Here is a 17,785-nt window from a genome sequence, read left to right on the forward strand (position 1 = left end):
CCGAACCCCGGGCGGTGCGGGTATCCGTCTCGACGGTGGGACGACGTTGGGTGCGGAGGTGTCGGCGTACTTCGACTCGATGCTGGTGAAGCTGACCTGTCGTGGTCGGACGTTCGAAGACGCGGTCGCCCGTGCCCAGCGAGGCATAGCGGAATTCCGCATCCGCGGCGTCTCCACGAACATCCCCTTCTTGCAGAGCGTTCTGGCCGATCCCGACTTTCGGGCGGGAAGCATCACAACCTCGTTCATCGAAGAACGCCCGGACCTTCTGACCTCGTTCGCTTCCGGCGATCGCGGCACGAAAATTCTCAGCTACCTTGCCGACATCACCGTGAACATGCCGCACGGTCGCCGCCCCACCGTGGTGTACGCGCGGGACAAGCTGCCCGGACTGGACATGTCGCTCTCTCCACGAGATGGCAGCCGTCAACGCCTGCGGGCGTTGGGCCCGGAGGGCTTCGCTCGCGGGCTTCGCGAGCAGAAGGCGCTTGCGGTCACCGACACGACGTTCCGTGACGCCCACCAGTCGTTGCTGGCCACACGAGTACGGACGACCGGCTTGATGGCAGTGGCCCCTTACGTAGCGCGGGCGACGCCGGAGTTGTTCTCGATCGAGGCGTGGGGCGGTGCGACGTACGATGTAGCGCTGCGCTTCCTGCACGAGGATCCGTGGGAGCGGTTGGCGGCGTTGCGGGAGGCGGTACCGAACATCGCCCTGCAGATGTTGCTGCGTGGGCGCAATACCGTCGGCTACACCCCGTACCCGGAGAAGGTGACCACGGCGTTCGTTGCCGAAGCCGCGCAGACCGGCGTGGACATCTTCCGCATCTTCGACGCGCTGAACAATGTCGATCAGATGCGCCCGGCGATCGACGCGGTCCGCGAGACGGGCACGACGATCGCCGAGGTGGCGATGTCGTACACCGGTGACCTGTCGAATCCGGACGAGAAGCTCTACACACTGGACTACTACCTGCGGTTGGCGGAGCAGATCGTCGATGCGGGCGCGCACGTGTTGGCGATCAAGGACATGGCGGGGCTTCTGCGGGCACCGGCGGCGACGACGTTGGTGTCGGCGCTGCGGAAAAATTTCGATTTGCCGGTGCACGTGCACACCCACGACACTCCGGGTGGTCAGTTGGCGACGTACCTGGCGGCGTGGACCTCGGGGGCGGACGCGGTGGACGGGGCGTCGGCTCCGATGGCGGGTACGACCAGTCAGCCGGCGTTGTCGGCGATCGTGGCGGCGGCCGCACACACCGACCGGGATACAGGAATCGACTTGCAGAGTGTGTGTGATCTGGAGCCGTACTGGGAGGCATTGCGGAAGGTGTACGCCCCGTTCGAGTCCGGGCTCCCCGCCCCGACCGGCCGGGTCTACACCCACGAGATCCCGGGCGGTCAGCTCTCGAATCTGCGACAGCAGGCGATGGCGCTGGGGTTGGGAGACAGGTTCGAGCTGGTGGAGAAATCGTATGCCGACGCGGACCGTCTGCTCGGCCGCCTGATCAAGGTCACCCCCAGCTCAAAGGTCGTGGGTGACCTGGCGTTGCACCTGGTCGGGGCCGGCGTGTCCGTCGACGACTTCGCCGCAGATCCGGGGACGTTCGATATTCCGGATTCTGTGATCGGGTTTCTGCGCGGGGATCTCGGCACTCCGGCCGGTGGTTGGCCGGAACCGTTCCGTGGGAGAGCACTTGCGGGTCGTGCCGGCGCCCGCTCCGAGGCACCTCTCACCGCTGCGGACGAGACTGCTCTCGATGCGGCCGGTCCGGTCCGTCGAGAAGCGCTGTCTCGTCTTTTGTTTCCCGGACCGTCGAAGGAACTGGCCGAGCACCGGGAGAAGTACGGCGACACGTCGTCGCTGTCGGCGAACCAGTTCTTCTACGGGCTGCGCCAAGGCGACGAGCACCGGGTCAGACTCGAGAAGGGCGTCGAGTTGCTCATCGGGCTCGAGGCGATATCCGAACCCGATGAGGCTGGGATGCGGACCGTGATGTGCATCCTCAACGGTCAGCTACGGCCGGTGTCGGTGCGGGATCGATCCATCTCGGCGGACGTCCCTGCGTCCGAGAAGGCGGACCGAGACAATCCGTCCCATGTGGCATCACCGTTCGCCGGTGTAGTGACAATGATCGCCGTGGCGGGTGATTCGGTCCGAGCCGGTGACACACTCGCCACCATCGAGGCCATGAAGATGGAAGCGTCGATCACCGCACCACGTGGCGGACGCATCACCCGCCTCGCCATGACCGGCATCACTCAGGTCGAGGGCGGAGACCTGATCGCCGTCATCAGCGTGGGAGATCCGACGGAACCGTCCTAAACCCGGGTCACGAATGCGGTCGCGGGTGTCGTACTGGCCCAACGCAACTCGGGGCGCGTGCGAGCCGTGCGCGTCGCCGCGGCCGATCGCGAGCGCGCCTGACTCGAGGATTGGTCGCGCCGCCGTATGGTGTGGTCGGGCTGTCCCATGAACCGCCCGACCGCACAGGTGCTCTGCGTGGACGAGTAGACGCACGTCCATGGCCTCGACCACACGCACTCGACCTTTCCGCCGAGACCGGTCACGTCGGGACACGTCCGCCACGACTACGTCCGCACGGCAGCTCGAGCCACCTGCAACCCTCTCCATGCCTCGGTGGAGGTCGCCGGGTCACCCTGATCACGGAGTGCGTAACGGAATTCATCAATCATCTCTCGAAAAATCGGCACCTGGTAGAAACCGATTTCTAGACTCGATCGCTGGGTGTTGCGAGCGATCTCGAACTCAGGACACCGGCAGATCAGTTGCGGGTCATAGCAACTTCTCGATCGTGATCGGAAGGTCGTTGACCCTCCTCCCGGTGGCGTTGTACACAGCGTTCGCTATGGCTGCGGGTACGCCCACCATGACGACCTCGCCCAACCCCTTGACGCCGATCGGATCGGCGATGTCGTCGCGTGAATCGAGGTACGCGGCATCCAGATCGGGCACATCGGCATTGACAGGCACCAGGTAGTCGGAGAGATTCGCGTTCACCAGACGTCCGTCGCGGTAGTCGACCTCTGCCGACTCGAGCAGTGCCATTCCGATGCCCTGTGTCATGCCGCCGAGAGCCTGACTGTGGGCCATTCTCGGATTGATGACACGCCCGGCGTCGTACACCGCGTACATGCGGCGAACCCGCACGGTTCCGAGTAGTTCGTCCACGGCCACTTCGGCGAAGACGGCTCCGTACGCGTGCATCGAGTACCGAGCGCTCACGTCTTCCGGTGTGTAGGTCTCGGAGGCCTCGATGTTCTGCTCACCGCGGCGGCGCAGCATCTCTCGGTAGGACTCGCCGCGAGACGAAGCGCCGCGCAGCTGCATACGTCCGTCCACGATTTCGATGTCCGCGGGGCGTGCACCGTTGAGGGGAGATGAGGGATCGAGTACTGCGGTCCTGATGATTCTATCGCGCAACATGTTCGCGGTGATCTCGATACTCGAACCGATGCTCGCCATTCCCTGCGACCCGTACTGCGTCGCGGCCTGCGGATAGTTGCTGTCGCCGAGAGAGAAGGTGACCCTGTCGAGCGGGAGTCCCAGCGCATCGGCGGCCAACTGTGTCATCGCAGTATATGTGCCAGGGCCGATATCGCTCGCAGCGGCGAAGATTTCAGCTGTCCCGTCGGCGTTGATCCGGGCTGTCGCAGACGATGGCGAACGAAGCGTGTGGTAGAGCGCCGATGCAGTTCCCATTCCGATCAGCTGAGATCCTTCGCGGACCGCACCTGGAATCGGATTGCGCCGCGACCATCCGAATGTCTCGGCACCCTGACGGAAGCACTCGGTAAGCCGGCGCGTCGAGAACGGTGCTCCGGTGGTCTGATCGGTGGTCGGTTCGTTCCGCAGCCGAATCTCTATCGGATCCAGGCGCACTTGGTCGGCAACCTCGTCGATCGCGCACTCCAGCGCGAAGGCGCCGGTGACGGCTCCGGGGCCGCGCATGTACGTCGACTCACTGGTGTCCAGTGGAACGACGGTCGCGGCCGATCGGTACGCCGGCGACGAGTACATCAATCTCGTTCCCTCGGTCGGGGAATCCTCGTACCCGCCATAACGCGACACCTCGATCTCGCTCTCGTGGACGGTGGCGAGGAATCGTCCGTTCCGATCGGCTGCCAGCGCCAGTCGCTGGCGGCTGGTCGGGCGATAGCCGATCGCTGCGTACATCTGAGCCCGGGTCAGGGACAGCTTCACCGGGCGACGAAGCTGTCGTGCGACTTCGGCGGCCAGGAACTGGTGGGGCCATGTCTCTCCCGCGCTACCGAAGGCGCCACCGACGAATGGGGAAATCACCCGAATGTTCTCGGCGGGGATTCCAAGGGCTTCGCTGTATGCTGTTCTGCTGTAGTGGATTCCCTGAACCTTGTCCCAGACCGTCAATTGATCACCCTCCCACGAAGCGATGGTCGCGGGAATTTCCATGGGGTTGTGATAATTACGGGCGATCGAATACTGGCGGTCGACGACGACAGGAGCGCTGCGCAGTACAGAGTCGGCGTTTCCCCGAGAGTACGCGGGGCCCGTTCGGCTTGGTTCGCGATCTGACTCCGCGGCATCGTCGAGGTTGGTGCTCTGCGGTTCCTCGGCGTAGCGAACGGTCACCAGAGCGGCTGCGTGTGTCGCTGCCTCGAACGTGGATGCGACCACCACCGCCAGGGGCTGGCCGTAGAAGTTCACTCGCGTGATGTCGTACGGAAGTTCGATCCCGGGGAAGGTCGTGATCACAGCCTCGACATCGGGATGAGCATTGGCCGTGTCGGTGTCCATCGCCGCGACGGTTGCGCGAGACACCGTGCTGCACACGAGTACCGCATGGAGATGACCGGGAACGGGGTTGTCGGCTGCGTAGAGCGCGGCGCCTGTGACCTTGCGGCGGCCGTCGACGCGGGTGAGGGGCTGGCCAGTCAGTGCCGTGGGTGCGCCGAGAGGAGAGGTCATGACAGTGCCGCCACCATGGAGAGCTGACGTCGGACGGTTCGCTGGAGCAGAATCACCTTGAATCCATTCTCGGAGAGAGGCTGTGCACCGTCTGCCGCGGCTTCTGACGCGGTTGCCCACAGTGCCGGACCTGCTGTCTGGCCGACAAGACGTTCTTCGACGCCGGAGAGCCGCCATGGAACCGTCCCGACTCCTCCTGCCGCCACGCGCGCGGACCGGACGGTGCCGCCGTCGATGTTCAACGCGACAGCCGCCGAACACAGTGCGAATTCGTACGAAGAGCGGTCACGCACCTTCACGTATCCGGACCGTCTCGTGTCCGGACCGGTCGGGATCTCGATGGCCGTGATCAGGGCCCCGGGGGGCAAGTTGTTCTCTCGATCCGGTGTGTCGCCGGGCAGTCTGAAGAAGTCGGCGATCGCCATGCGCTGTTCGCCGTCGCGGTCGCGAGTGATGACGATGGCGTCCAGCGCCGTCAGCGCCACAGCCAGGTCGGATGGATGGGCTGCCACACAGTCGGAGCTGGTTCCGAGGATGGCCAGTGTGCGGTTGCGGCCGTCGATGGCTGCGCACCCGGACCCAGGCTCCCGGCGATTGCACCGAGCGTTCACATCACGGAAGTAGAGGCACCGCGGGCGCTGCAACAGATTGCCCCCGATCGACGCCATGTTGCGCAGTTGCGCCGAAGCACTGAGATCCAGCGCCTGCGTGAGCATCGGAAACTGTTCCTGCACCTGAACGTTTGCCGAGACCTCGGACATGCGCGCGAGCGCGCCGATACGCAGACGGTTCGAGTCGAGATCGATATCTCTGTACGGGAGTGCGTTGATGTCGACCACTCGCGTCGGCCGTTCGACGGTCTGGCGCATCAGGTCGACGAGCGTTGTCCCTCCGGCAAGGTAGCGAGCGCCGTCCTGCGCCGCGTCGAGTGCAGCCGCCTCGTCGGCAGCCTTGTCGTACTGAAACGGAAACATGGCTCACGCACCTCCCTGCTCGGCCACTCGTGAGATCGCGGTGACAATGTTGGTATACGCGCCGCATCGACAGATGTTGCCGCTCATGAATTCCTGAATCTCTTCCCGCGACCCGGCATGACCCTCCCGGATGCAGCCGATGCCGGACAGAATCTGGCCCGAGGTACAGAACCCGCATTGGAAACCGTCCTCGTCGATGAAGGCCTGCTGCAGCGGGTGCAATTGCCCGTTCCGCTCGAGGCCCTCGATCGTGGTGATCTCGGTGCCGTGGGCCGCAGCGGCGAGCGTGAGACACGACAACACTCGCTGCCCGTCCGACAGGACCGTGCAGGCGCCACACGCACCCTGATCGCAGCCTTTCTTCGTGCCGGTCAACTCGGTGTGCTCTCGCAGCAGGTCGAGCAGCGAGGTTCGGTTGTCCACGTCGAACTCGCGTTCGGCGCCATTCACCGTCAGGCGCAACGGCGAGGATTCCGACGTGGACGCCGGGGAATCGGTGCCGTTCGAGCAGCCGTTCAGCAGGGATACCGCAGCGATCGCGCCGCCGGCTGCGATGGACGTGCCGACGAAGGTTCGACGCGTCATGGTGTGGGAGGGACGGACCTGCTCTTGCCTATCGGTGTCGTGCTCTGGCATTGCACCCTCCTTGGCAGTGTCCGAACGCCCGATGGCGACGAACATGGTTGCACGGCTGTGCATCCGATGCTTGCACCGTGGGCGCGATGTGGACAGGCACTGATGTGACACGTACTGACAGGGAACCCCTGCGCGGACTTGGCCTCTGGCTGCAACCGGGCGCGCCACGTATTCTCGGGTCGACGCCTGGAGGAGCTACGAATGTACACATTGCTCCACGACATCGCCGCGCTCATCGCCGACGCGCCCATCGCCTTGGCGCGCGTCGTGGCAACCTCGGGCGCAGGACCACGCTCCGTCGGAGCGAGCATGCTGATCACTGCCGAAGGGCGGCCCCTGGGTTCGCTGTCCGCGGGGTGCGTCGAGTCCGTGGTAATCCACACCGCCCTGGAGGTGATCAGCACGGGGCGCGCCACGTCCGAGCGTTTCGGCTACTCGGACCCGGACGCGATCGAAGTGGGTCTCTCGTGTGGCGGGGAAATCGAGGTCTTCATCGAGCGACTCGACGCCGGCCATCGTGAGTGGGTTTCCGAGCTGATCGCCGCACGCGAGGCGGGACGACGAGTTGCCGTCGCCACCACGCTCGACGAAGATCCCCACCACAGAATTGTCGACGATAGGACGGAGACCGTCGTCGTCGAGCTCGAGGGGGGGCAAGCGTTCGTTCACACCTACTCGCCGCCGCCGCGGATGGTGTTGGCCGGCGCCAACGACTACGTACGTGCACTGGGAGCGATGGCCACAGTGCTCGGCTACAGGGTGACCGTCGTGGACGCTCGGCCGGTCTTCGCCACCCGGGACCGTTTCCCGGAGGTGCACGAGGTGGTCGTCGACTGGCCGCATCGATACCTTCGGGGCGAACGCGCTGCCGGGCGGCTCGACTCCCGAACGGTCGTGTGCGTGATGACTCATGACACCAAGTTCGATGTGCCGACGTTGGAGGCCGCGCTGGCGATGAAGGATCTGGCATTCGTCGGTGCTCTCGGGTCACGGCGGACACACGAGGACCGTCTCGAAAGATTGCGTGCCGCCGTTCATTCCGAAGAGGCACTACGGCGTGTGCAGTCACCCCTGGGTCTCGATCTCGACGCGCAGTCCCCGGAGGAGACGGCAGTGTCGATCCTGGCTCAGGTGATTGCGGATCGAACAGGTGCCTCGGGGCAACGGCTTCGTGACCTGCAAGGGCCGATACATCGTCAGCGGCTGTTCACCGGGTGACAGGGCTTCGGTCAGCAGGTTGAGCTTCCGGTACGACAAGACCGCCAGTGCGTGTGCACTGGCGGTCCCGTTGTGTGCGTGATCAGACCAGCGTGGCCGTGTCGATGACGAAGCGGTAGCGGACGTCGGAGGCGAGTACTCGCTCCCACGCGTCGTTGATCTTGTCGGCGGAGATGACTTCGATCTCTGCCCCCAGGTGGTGCTCGGCGCAGAAGTCGAGCATCTCCTGCGTCTCGGCGATAGAGCCGATGGCAGAGCCTGCGAACGTCCGTCGGTGGGGGATGAGGGAGAAGATCTGCACGGGCAGGGGCTCGGCAGGAGCGCCGACGTTGACCATGGCCCCGTCGACAGCGAGCAACGACAGATGCGCATTCAGATCGATCGCGGCACTGACGGTATTGATGATCAGGTCGAACGTGGAGGCGAGTGCGGTGAACGTGTCGGGATCCCCGGTCGCGAAGTAGTGGTCGGCCCCCAAGCGGAGGCCGTCCTCCTGCTTCTTGAGCGACTGCGACAGAACGGTGACCTCGGCGCCCATGGCGTGGGCGATCTTGACGGCCATGTGACCGAGTCCCCCCATTCCGACGACAGCGACCTTCTTGCCGGGCCCGGCGCCCCAGTGGCGGAGAGGAGAATAGGTGGTGATGCCGGCGCACAGCAGCGGCGCTGCAGCGTCGAGCTCGATGCCGTCAGGGATTTTGACGACGAAATGCTCGGTGACGACGACCTGCTGGGAGTAGCCGCCCTGGGTGGTGGTGCCGTCGCGGTCGGTGCTGCCGTAGGTCTGAATGTTGCCGACGAGGCAGTACTGTTCCGATCCCTTGATGCACTGGGCGCATTCGCCGCACGAGCCGACCATGCAGCCGACGCCGACACGGTCTCCGACGGCGTGCTTGGTGACCTCCGATCCGATTTCGGCCACGATTCCCGCTATCTCGTGGCCGACGACGAGCGGGTACGGCACCGGGCCCCATTCGCCTCGAGCGGTGTGGATGTCGGAGTGACAGATCCCGGCGAACGCGATGTCGATGCGGACGTCGTGGGGCCCGACGTCGCGGCGGTCGATGGTGGTGGGGGACAGCGGCTGATCGGCTGCGGTGGCGGCGTAGGCCTTCACTGAAGTAGTCATACGACCAGTCGACACCCGCATCGGCGGTCGAGGGAGTCCCTGATGAAGGGTGTACCAGCAGTACATCCTTCGTCTCGGCTCGACCGCCGGGGCACGGAATCAGTCGAGCGGCGCGACGTAGGTGCGAAAGTCCGCGCGCGTCGTGTGTATGTCCCAGAGGGACTGGGCGATTGCCTCGGGTTCGTGAGACGGCTCGCCACCGCCTATTCCGCGCGGGATGATCAGCTGGCCGACGTGAAGGCCCTCGGGGGACAGTGCGTCGTGCAGCAACTGCGCGTAGGCGCTTTCGCCGGCGAATGCGATCGACGTTCCGGCGACGGTGGCACCGGGTCGGACGGCGCTCGATCCGTTGACGAACAGCAGTGTGCCGCGGCCGAGCGTGCGCATGCCCGGCAAGACGTGATTCACCGCGGTCACGGGTCCGTAGATCGAGAACTCGACCGGGCCTGCGAGATCCTCGGCACTCGTCTCGAGAACTGGTTTCATGAACTCCTTCGCGGGCACGGGGCTGTATTGCAGAACCTCGACGGTACCGAGTTCCTCCGCGGCAGAATCCAGCGCGGACGTCAATGCTGCGGCGTCGCGGACATTGGCGGCGAAGCCTTTCGCCGTGAATCCTTCGGCGGCGAGTGTCGTCGCGATGCGGTCGACGTTGTCCTGATTTCGTGAGATCAAAGCGACTGCGAAACCCTCGCGTCCGAATCGGCGAGCCACTGCCGTTCCGAGCCCCTCACCTGCGCCTATGATGGCGATTGTGGTCATTGTTACGCTCCTCTGGGTAGTACCGCGATTATGCGGATGTGACGTTCGGGTGAATCGACACCGCTCTTTCACACTGACGTGTGAATGCCGGACTGGCAAGTCCCATGCCGCTGTCGCGAAGCGATGGATCCTATGAACGGTTCCCTGTCGGTACACCCCACGCCAGTGACTCCCTGAATCGACAGTCGCGGAGTTCACTGAGGGCATGCACGACGAGATTGCACTCCGCCGCACGCACGCGGTAGGCCCATGACCTCGGTCGACACGCGAACGTCCCGACATTTCGCCTTCGCGGCGGCAACAGCAGCGCTGGTCGCGGTGTTCGCCGCATCCGGCGCACCGATTCCTCTGTACGAGCGGTACCGTGCCGCCGAAGGATTGAGTACCGGGGACCTTTCGCTGGCGGCAGTGGCGTATTTCATCGCTGTGCTGTCCGCACTGGTGACGCTCGGACGACTGTCCGACCACCTCGGCCGACGCGTCGTCTCTGTGACTGCTGTGATCGTCGCCGCGATCGGGAGCCTTGTCCTTCTCGACGTGTCCAGTCTCGGTGTTCTGGTGATCGGCAGGGTGTTTCATGGCATCGCATGCGGCCTCGCGTCCTCGGCCTTGACCTCGTATGTCATCGACACTGCGCCCAGAAAGCCCCGCTGGCTCGCCGCGGGCGCCGCCGCAGGCGCACCGGTGTCCGGACTCACCATCGGTGCACTGGGGACCGGCGTGCTCGCGCACTATGGACCTGCACCGCTGGTGTCGACTTATGTGGTCGACACGGTAAGTCTGGCGTTGTGCGCAGTCATGCTGCTACTCGCCCACGAAACCGTGGAACGTCGGCCGGGCGCATGGGCATCACTTCGTCCTCGAATCCGCGTGCCCGCGGCGGTTCGACCGCTGTTGCCGGGCGCCGTTGCGGTGTTCGGTGCAACATGGGCGTTGGGTGGCTTCTACCAGGCTTTCAGTCCGACGATAGCGGCGCGGCATCTGGGAACGTCCAACACGCTTGTCGCCGCCGTGGTGTTCGCGTCGTTCATGGCCCCCTACGCGGTGGGCGGTCCTGTGACCGGACGCCTGGCTCCGTTGGTCGCGCAGCGTGCAGGCATCCTGGTCTTCGCGGGCGCCACACTCGGTATAGCGACGAGTCTGCTGGCCGGATCGATCGCCGGTGTCATCGCTTTCGGCGTCGTTGCCGGAGCGGCGCAGGGTGTCTCGTTCACCGGTTCCGTTCGAATATTGCTGGCGGACACCAACATCAGTGATCGTGCGGGGCTGATGTCAGCCATATACCTCTTCTCGTACTGTGGTGCCGCCCTACCCAGTTTCGTCTCCGGTCGCGTGTCAAGCACCATCGCTCTTCCGCACATCGCATTCGGCTACGCGACCATCGCTGTGGTCGCCGCCGTCGTCACGATGAGGACGGCTCGTGAACGCTCGTGAATCTGTGCGCGGAGTAACCGCGCGACCCGACTCTCGCGTCACGGCGGGTCGTGCACTTGTGGGGGCGATCGTCGTTCTGGTGGTCTGGGTGTCCGCGCCTGTGCACTGCACCGCGGCCGATCTCGCGGCCACTTCGCGAGCGGTGGAAAGCGCCGAACAGCCTGCCCCCGTGGATGCAGAGACACCGGAATTCGACCGAGCGGCGTTCCTCGCACGGTTGCGTACCGCGACCGATGTCGGCGCTGCAGTCGGCGCGCGTGTGTCCATCGCCTTCATGGATCGTGCGAGCGGTTTCAGGGCCGACAACGGCAACGTCGACCCCATCGAGACTGCGTCGGTGTCGAAGCTCTTCATCGCGGACGACCTGTTTTTCCGTGACGACCAGGGTGAGGTCGATCTGAGCTCGAGTGACACCGCGCTGATCGTTTCCATGCTGCGCTCGTCGGACGATTCGGCGGCAGAACAATTGTGGAACCGGTTCGGCCGCAGTGACATCGTCGGACGTGTAGCTGCGCGCTACGGTCTGTCGTCCACGTCGGTGGGTACCGAAGAGGAGTGGTGGCGCACCCTGACCACCATGCCCGATGTCGTCACGTACTACTCCCGACTGGTCGACGGCAGCGCAGGTCTCGCACCTGCTCGTTCGGCGTCGATCATCACGAGTCTGCAGAATTTCACTGCCTCGGGCGCCGATGGCTATTACCAGCGTTTCGGTCTTCCCGATGCGCTGGGCGGTGAGAGCAGCATCGGGGTCAAACAAGGATGGATGTGCTGCGTGGGTGGCGACTGGATCCACCTCTCGACCGGGGTCGTCGGTCTCGACGATCGGTTCATCGTCTCCATCGGTTCTCGCGAAAATGTGGACATGTACGGCGGTGGTTCGATCGGAGCTGATCACGCGCGGTCAACCGTGACGGCAGTGGCATCCGCGCTGTTTCCGCCCGGGCGCATCACGTCTCGGTGACACAGCGTCGGCGGTTCACCGATGTTCGACCTGTCGGCGGTACCCGACCATGACTTCGGTGGCAGGCAAGTCGGCTGGACTTAAGAAAATCCCCGAAAGGCGTGTGGGTGGTCCGAATCCCTCACCGGCCCGATCGTTCTCGTGTCCCACCTCAGGCGCTCGCACCATCGAAACGCGGTAGTTACCCGGTCCATGCTCGTCATGGGCAGGGACTGCGAGCGCACATCGCTGCTGCTCGGGGCGACACAGTCAATGCCTCGAGACCGTTGATCGACCGCTATGCGCCGAAAGGTGAGCCAGGTCTGCGAGACAGATCCTCGTGCCCGCACGTGTCTAACGGTGGGAGACGCACCTGCAGAACCGGTTTCGCTTCGACTACACCGATGTCGAAGACTGTTCCCTCTTGTCGCAACAGGGGATGAATTCCCACAAGAATGGACCTCCTGCGCGGAAGCGCGCTATGTCCGACGACACCCTGGGGCGTATTGGGGCTCGCTGCGGGCGCCGTGGCGTGAGGAGTTGGACGCGTGACGCCGCCGCAGCTCGCACAGCGTCCAGCGATCCAGCAGTCGCCTGTCACCAACGTGATGGCCGAGTACATTCAGGGCCCGTGTGGTTCTACTCGAAGTGTCCCCACGCGCGGCGTCGCAGTACGAGGATCCCTACTGGCTGGTCAGCAGATCGCAACTCCGTCCTTGTCGGCGCACTGCCCGGCGCTCGTCGTGTCGGTTCGTCTCGAGCGACCGAGATCGAGGACCACGAGGGCCGTCAGCGGGACAACGAGGATCACCGCGAAGACCGCGCCGACAACGGGAATTGCGACGGGTCCGTATCCGACGATTGCCTGCCCTGTGACCCAGCTACCGAAAGCGGTGCCGAGATTGAACATCGATGTGCACAGTGAAGTGGCCAGTGTCGGAGCTCCTTCGGCGAACCTCACCGCCATCGACATGAGTACGGGGTTGGTGCCTAGGCCGGCCATTCCGGCGAACGCTAGGAGGGCGATGGAGATAGTGGCGTCGGACGAGAGGACACTCAGCAATGAGAGGGCGATCGCGACGACGACGCCGCCCGTCAGCGCGGTGACGTACGGTGCGCGACCTGCGAACCGCCCGCTGTTGAGGGTGCCGGTTACGGCACCGACACCGAAAATGGCGAGACCGACGGGGAGCAGTTCGGAGGAGAGTCCTGAGCGTTCGGTCAGCAATGGCGCGATGAAAGAGTACGTGGACATCACGGCGCACGATATGAGGACGCACGCTGCCATCACGACCCATAGTCGGCCGGTGGCGAGTGCGGCGAGCTGCGATCGAAGCGGTACGGCAGTCGAGGACGAACTTCCGTCGGGCACGAACCGTGCGATGGGAATCGTTGCTAGCAAGGCCATCACGGCGAGAATCCAGAACGGACCCCGCCAACCCACGAGCTGCCCGGCGATCGAGCCGAGTGGTACGCCGATTACCGTTGCAAGAATGCCGCCGCTGAGGACGAGCCCGATCGCCCGGGCGCTGGCGTCCGGGCCCGCCACCCGGGACGCGACGGAGGCAGCGATGGACCAGAACGCGCCTGTGGCGAGGGCGGTCACGAATCTACTGACGAGAATGACCGAGAGATCGTCGGTCAGTGCCACGACGACGTGCCCGGCAGCGTAAACCGCCAGAGCGGCCAGCAGAGTGGTCCGCTCAGAGACTTTGAGCGTGGCGATCGCGATGACGGGGGTGGCGATCATGCCGATGGCGAAAGCAGTGACCAGTAAGCCGGCCTCCGACGTGCCGATGACGAGGTCTGACGATATGTCGGGCAGTAGCCCGGCCACGACGAACTCCGAGGTACCCATGAGGAACGTGCCCATCGCCAGCACGGATACGAGAAATGGGAGCGGTTGTCGTTCAGTGGTGAGTGGTGTCGCAGTGGAAGACACAGTGTGAGTCGCTTTCAGGTTCAAGTCTGGACGATCGTTCGGAGCGGCGGTCGACTTTGACCACCGGCTCGCTCTGGCAGTGGTGAGCCACCGACCTGCCGAGGGTCGCGGCCGGAATGCGGAGTGCTGCGGTCTCCGATCCGTTGTCCACGGTAACGAGCGGCGAGCGGTTCAGCGAGACCCTGCCAGGGCACCCCACGTGTGCCTGTGTCTTTAACGGTGTGCCGCCCTGCGAAAGGGGTGCCCTCTCAGGGACTCCCTCTTGTCCGCTCGCGCCTCTAACGTTATGGACCATTCCGCCCTTCGACGTGACGAGGTTCGAACAATGAAGAGATCGTTGGCAATTGCAGTGTCGGGCACTGTGCTGCGGCGTTGCCCCAATTGATCGATATGTGCTCCGCAGCAACCAGAACAGCCCTGGCTGCAGTGGTTTTCGCGATCATGATGGTCGTGGTGGTAGTCGGTTGGGCGGTCACGGCAACTGCCACGACAGCGGCTCGACTCTTCGACTGACCAGGTGTTCGAGTGTGGGATGCTCGGACACGGGTGTGCGGTGCGTGGCCCACTGAGACGGGGGCTCCCGAGCACGCAGTAGCGGGGCAATGACGAGGTATCCGACGCCGCGCCGGATTCGTCGTGGACCAACACGGGATCGACCCAGCCGAACCGTCGGGGTGACGCGACTGCGTCGAGTGCTGGCCGCGCTCGTTGTGCTCCGTGACCGCGCCGACGCTCTCCGCATCCATTCCAGTCCTGTTGTCCACCGTGTGTGCGAACGTTTCGGTGACGCAGAGTCCACGTAGGTCGGCGCACGTCGCGCACTCGTGGTAGTTGCTTCAAGCCTGGAGCCGGCGGGTCGTAGTGCCGTGTCTGTGTATTCCCGGGTGTCCGGGCCGGAGGGAGTGAACGTGGTCAGGCGCACGCCAGAGGGTCGACCCTGGCTCGCGCGCGAGCGCTACGACATCCGTTCTCTCGCGGTGGCGTGCGCTGCATTCGGGGCGGTGCCACTGTTGATGATCGCTCTTCTGGTGCCGACGCTTGTGCGCCCGAACGGGGTGTGGGTGCTGGTTGCGGTCAGTGTGTTCACCGCGCTGACGGTGGGGGTGACGGTGCGCGTCGGGGTGCTCGACGATCGGCAGTTCTTGCTACTGGGGTCAGGGGGCATGGCGGGGGTAGCGGTGTCGGCGTTCGTCATCGTCGACCCGGCGTCGACGACGGCGGTCGGGGCGATGCTCGGGGTGGTCCCGGCGATCGCCGCCTCCGGATCGTCGCGTCGCGTTACGGTGCGGCTGACGGCAATGGCGATGGCATTGGCGGTGGCGGTATGCATCGGCGAGACCGTTGGGGTGGTTCGTGTCGTTGCGGTTGGGGCGACGGTCACCACTGTGCTGGTACCGACGGTGTTGATGGCGTCGCTGCGATCGCGTGTCGCCTCGATGACGGCACGCCTGGAAGAGCTCGCGGACACGGACCCGTTGACGTGTCTGCTCAACCGCCGGGGACTGACCGCGCGGGCAGCGATGATGCTGGATCAGGCCTGCACTTCCGGTGGCTCGCTTCTGGCGTGCCTGGTGGACATCGATCATTTCAAGTCCGTCAACGACGAGTTCGGTCACGCGGTCGGGGACGATGTTCTCGTCGAGGTTGCGGTGACTCTGCGGACGGTGGCTGGTCCGAACGTGCTGGTGGCGCGGCTGGGCGGGGAGGAGTTCCTCGTCCTCGGTCTGGCCCCGGACATGGGCGGTGTGGAGGCGCTGATCCTGACCACTCTGCGCGACGAGGGGAGGGTGACCGTCAGTGTCGGGGTGGTGCGCTGCACCGTGATCCCGGGCGGGGACGAGGCGTGTGACCCGGGTTCGGCGGTGGACGCGGTGACCACGACCGCCGATCGGGCCTTGTATGCGGCTAAGTCGTACGGTCGAGACCAGGCGGCGTACGTCCAGGCTGAGCCGCTGCCCTGGGCTGGGCCCGATCGGTCATGACCCTTCGACGCCCGCAGGTGGGTGTACGCGCAGGTCAGTCCGCGAGAACTGTGCGACCGACCGACCGACCGACCGACGGCGTGCGCCCTCAGTCGACGACCGTGTCGAGCACAGACGATCGAGTACGGCACCCCGCAATGCCAGTCGTTGTCATGGTTCGGTCCGAACTTCGTCGGACCCGATGGGTTCGCGGCAGTGCGCGCACACGATGAGTGCCTCCATGGTCGATTCGCACCGGGTGTGGAGCAGTCGGCGTCGCCGCGCGTCCGGTGGGCTGTAGGTGTCTCCCCACGACTTGATCACCAGGATCACTCCGGCAAGATCCCGCCCTTTTGCCGTCAGGAAGTACCCGTCGCGGGTCGATCCCTCGCGGTAGGGGCGACGTTCGACGATGCCGTCCGTGACCAGCGTGCGAAGTCTGGCGCTGAGCACGTCGCGGGGCGCGCCGGTGTCTGCTGCGATGTCGGTGAAACGTACCGATCCGAGCGCAAGGCTCCGGACCACATGGAGGGACCACCGGTCGCTGATCGCATCGAGCGCGACGGTCAGTGCGTCAGATGGTTGGACTTTCAAACTCTTTGGCCTTACATTGAGTCGGATATTCCAACCAAACTACCCCGAAGGGGCGTCGTGCCCGAATCGACTCGACCCGGAGCGTTGTCCGTCAGCGCACCTACTCGCGATGTGTCCGCACGCCCACCCGTGCGGGCGTGGTTGCAACCGCTCGTCATCGCCGGTCTCATCGCCGCCGCGTTCATCGGCATGTACGTGGGTCTTCAACGAGATCCGACGCCCAGGTCCGTTCCGGTCGCAGCGGTCGGTACGGAACTCGCAGAGAGTCTTTCGCAGGCGCTCGGCGACTCCGTGGACGTCCGCGCGGTACCGGACTCGGAGGCCGGGACGGCCCTCCTCACCGGTCGTGACGTGGTCGCGGTGCTCTCACTGACCTCGCCCTCGGTGTTCGATCTCGACGTGGCCGGCGCGAACGGACCGTCGACGGTCGGCGCGGTGGAGCGACTGGTCGGTGTCTATGCACGGTCTACCGGAGCGCAGGTGGTCACCGAGGACGTCGTTCCGCTCGTCCGCTACGACAGCCGTGGAACAGCGGGCTTCTACGTCGCCTTCGGTGTGTCGTTGGCATCGTTCGTGTTGGCGCAGATGCTGATGATGGTGTCGGCACACCTTCACCTGCGTCACCGTCTCGCAACTGTCACCGTCTTCGCCGCGCTGGTCGGAGTCCTCGCGGCGGTGTTGGCCGGGCCGGTCCTCGGCGCACTCCCCGGTCACGGTGTGTCATTGGCGATCACGCTCGCACTGCTCTCGGCGGCGACTGCTCTCGCGACGAAGGCGTTGGGTGCATGGTTCGGGGCCGTGGGTGTGCCGATCGCGACGATATTGCTGATCACGATCGGTAATTCCACGAGTGGTGCGACCGTCGGTGTCGATCTGTTGCCGGACTTCGCTCGGGTGTTCGCTGCCACGCTTCCTCCGGGGGCAGCCATCAGTGCCGTCACGGACGTCAGCTACTTCGGCGGGGCGCATCACTGGGTCGGCTGGTCGGTTCTCATCGTGTGGATCGTCGTGGCCGGCGCTCTCCTCGTGTGGAAGGACCGAGGCAACCATGCGCGGGATTGACCGCGATGTAGTTCGCCCACGGCGGGGCACACTCCAACCGTGTTGTCACGGTCGGCGATCGTCGAGGGTGATTGTAGATTCGTGTGACGCAGAGGGCTGGACTTCCGCTGGTCAGGTCTCGGCCCGATCTTCGAATGGCGTCTGGTTCACGTGCGACACCA

13 protein-coding genes are annotated in these 17,785 nt (G+C 64.9%); 6 read left to right on the forward strand and 7 right to left on the reverse strand.

Going from position 1 to position 17,785, the window contains the following annotated elements; genetic code table 11:
• A partial coding sequence (locus ASG69_RS21725) for a pyruvate carboxylase (RefSeq protein ID WP_235579046.1) occupies positions 1 to 2,326 on the forward strand: 2,326 nt, incomplete at its 5' end.
• A 471-nt stretch (positions 2,327 to 2,797) separates the two neighbouring features.
• Here the strand turns inward: ASG69_RS21725 and ASG69_RS21730 are convergent.
• The 3 genes from ASG69_RS21730 to ASG69_RS21740 are packed head-to-tail and all read right to left on the reverse strand — an operon-like array spanning position 2,798 to position 6,579.
• The gene (locus tag ASG69_RS21730) at positions 2,798 to 4,969 is read right to left on the reverse strand and encodes a xanthine dehydrogenase family protein molybdopterin-binding subunit (protein WP_056445429.1); all 2,172 of its coding nucleotides are present in this window, start codon (positions 4,967 to 4,969) and stop codon (positions 2,798 to 2,800) included.
• Positions 4,966 to 5,943, reverse strand: coding sequence for an FAD binding domain-containing protein (locus ASG69_RS21735; protein WP_056445427.1), 978 nt, complete (start codon positions 5,941 to 5,943; stop codon positions 4,966 to 4,968). Before ASG69_RS21735 ends, ASG69_RS21730 begins: the two co-directional genes overlap by 4 nt.
• 3 nt (positions 5,944 to 5,946) lie before the next feature.
• Positions 5,947 to 6,579 carry a (2Fe-2S)-binding protein gene (locus tag ASG69_RS21740; protein WP_235579047.1) on the reverse strand — a complete coding sequence of 211 codons (633 nt, stop codon included), beginning with the start codon at positions 6,577 to 6,579 and terminating at the stop codon, positions 5,947 to 5,949.
• Between the two features lie 201 nt (positions 6,580 to 6,780).
• Here ASG69_RS21740 and ASG69_RS21745 point away from each other — a divergent pair, with 201 nt between their 5' ends.
• Positions 6,781 to 7,797, forward strand: coding sequence for an XdhC family protein (locus ASG69_RS21745; protein ID WP_056445422.1), 1,017 nt, complete (start codon positions 6,781 to 6,783; stop codon positions 7,795 to 7,797).
• Positions 7,798 to 7,879: 82 nt separating this feature from the next.
• On the opposite strand, the gene ASG69_RS21750 is transcribed toward ASG69_RS21745, so the two are convergent.
• A complete protein-coding gene (locus ASG69_RS21750; protein ID WP_056445419.1) occupies positions 7,880 to 8,926 on the reverse strand; it encodes an NAD(P)-dependent alcohol dehydrogenase in 1,047 nt (348 codons plus the stop codon).
• Positions 8,927 to 9,025: 99 nt separating this feature from the next.
• On the reverse strand, positions 9,026 to 9,688 hold the full coding sequence (locus ASG69_RS21755; RefSeq protein ID WP_056445417.1) for an SDR family NAD(P)-dependent oxidoreductase: 663 nt from the start codon (positions 9,686 to 9,688) through the stop codon (positions 9,026 to 9,028).
• A gap of 249 nt (positions 9,689 to 9,937) precedes the next feature.
• On the opposite strand from ASG69_RS21755, the gene ASG69_RS21760 reads away from it, so the two are divergent.
• Together ASG69_RS21760 and ASG69_RS21765 are read left to right on the forward strand one after the other, a co-directional pair.
• Positions 9,938 to 11,122: an MFS transporter gene (locus tag ASG69_RS21760; RefSeq protein ID WP_056445414.1), complete on the forward strand. Its 1,185-nt coding sequence runs from the start codon at positions 9,938 to 9,940 to the stop codon at positions 11,120 to 11,122.
• Positions 11,123 to 11,291: 169 nt separating this feature from the next.
• Positions 11,292 to 12,086 carry a serine hydrolase gene (locus ASG69_RS21765; RefSeq protein ID WP_156380638.1) on the forward strand — a complete coding sequence of 265 codons (795 nt, stop codon included), beginning with the start codon at positions 11,292 to 11,294 and terminating at the stop codon, positions 12,084 to 12,086.
• A gap of 673 nt (positions 12,087 to 12,759) precedes the next feature.
• Here the strand turns inward: ASG69_RS21765 and ASG69_RS21770 are convergent.
• Positions 12,760 to 13,938, reverse strand: a complete 1,179-nt coding sequence (locus ASG69_RS21770) for an MFS transporter (protein WP_056445408.1) — start codon at positions 13,936 to 13,938, stop codon at positions 12,760 to 12,762.
• Between the two features lie 977 nt (positions 13,939 to 14,915).
• On the opposite strand from ASG69_RS21770, the gene ASG69_RS21775 reads away from it, so the two are divergent.
• The gene (locus tag ASG69_RS21775) at positions 14,916 to 15,989 is read left to right on the forward strand and encodes a GGDEF domain-containing protein (protein ID WP_156380639.1); all 1,074 of its coding nucleotides are present in this window, start codon (positions 14,916 to 14,918) and stop codon (positions 15,987 to 15,989) included.
• Between the two features lie 150 nt (positions 15,990 to 16,139).
• Here the strand turns inward: ASG69_RS21775 and ASG69_RS21780 are convergent, their stop codons facing one another.
• Positions 16,140 to 16,562, reverse strand: coding sequence for a winged helix-turn-helix transcriptional regulator (locus tag ASG69_RS21780; protein WP_268788609.1), 423 nt, complete (start codon positions 16,560 to 16,562; stop codon positions 16,140 to 16,142).
• Between the two features lie 57 nt (positions 16,563 to 16,619).
• Between ASG69_RS21780 and ASG69_RS21785 the strand changes: the two genes are divergently transcribed.
• Positions 16,620 to 17,624 carry a hypothetical protein gene (locus ASG69_RS21785; RefSeq protein WP_235579048.1) on the forward strand — a complete coding sequence of 335 codons (1,005 nt, stop codon included), beginning with the start codon at positions 16,620 to 16,622 and terminating at the stop codon, positions 17,622 to 17,624.
• Positions 17,625 to 17,785 lie beyond the last annotated feature (161 nt).

This window comes from Rhodococcus sp. Leaf225, assembly GCF_001426145.1.
Taxonomy (GTDB): domain Bacteria; phylum Actinomycetota; class Actinomycetes; order Mycobacteriales; family Mycobacteriaceae; genus Rhodococcoides.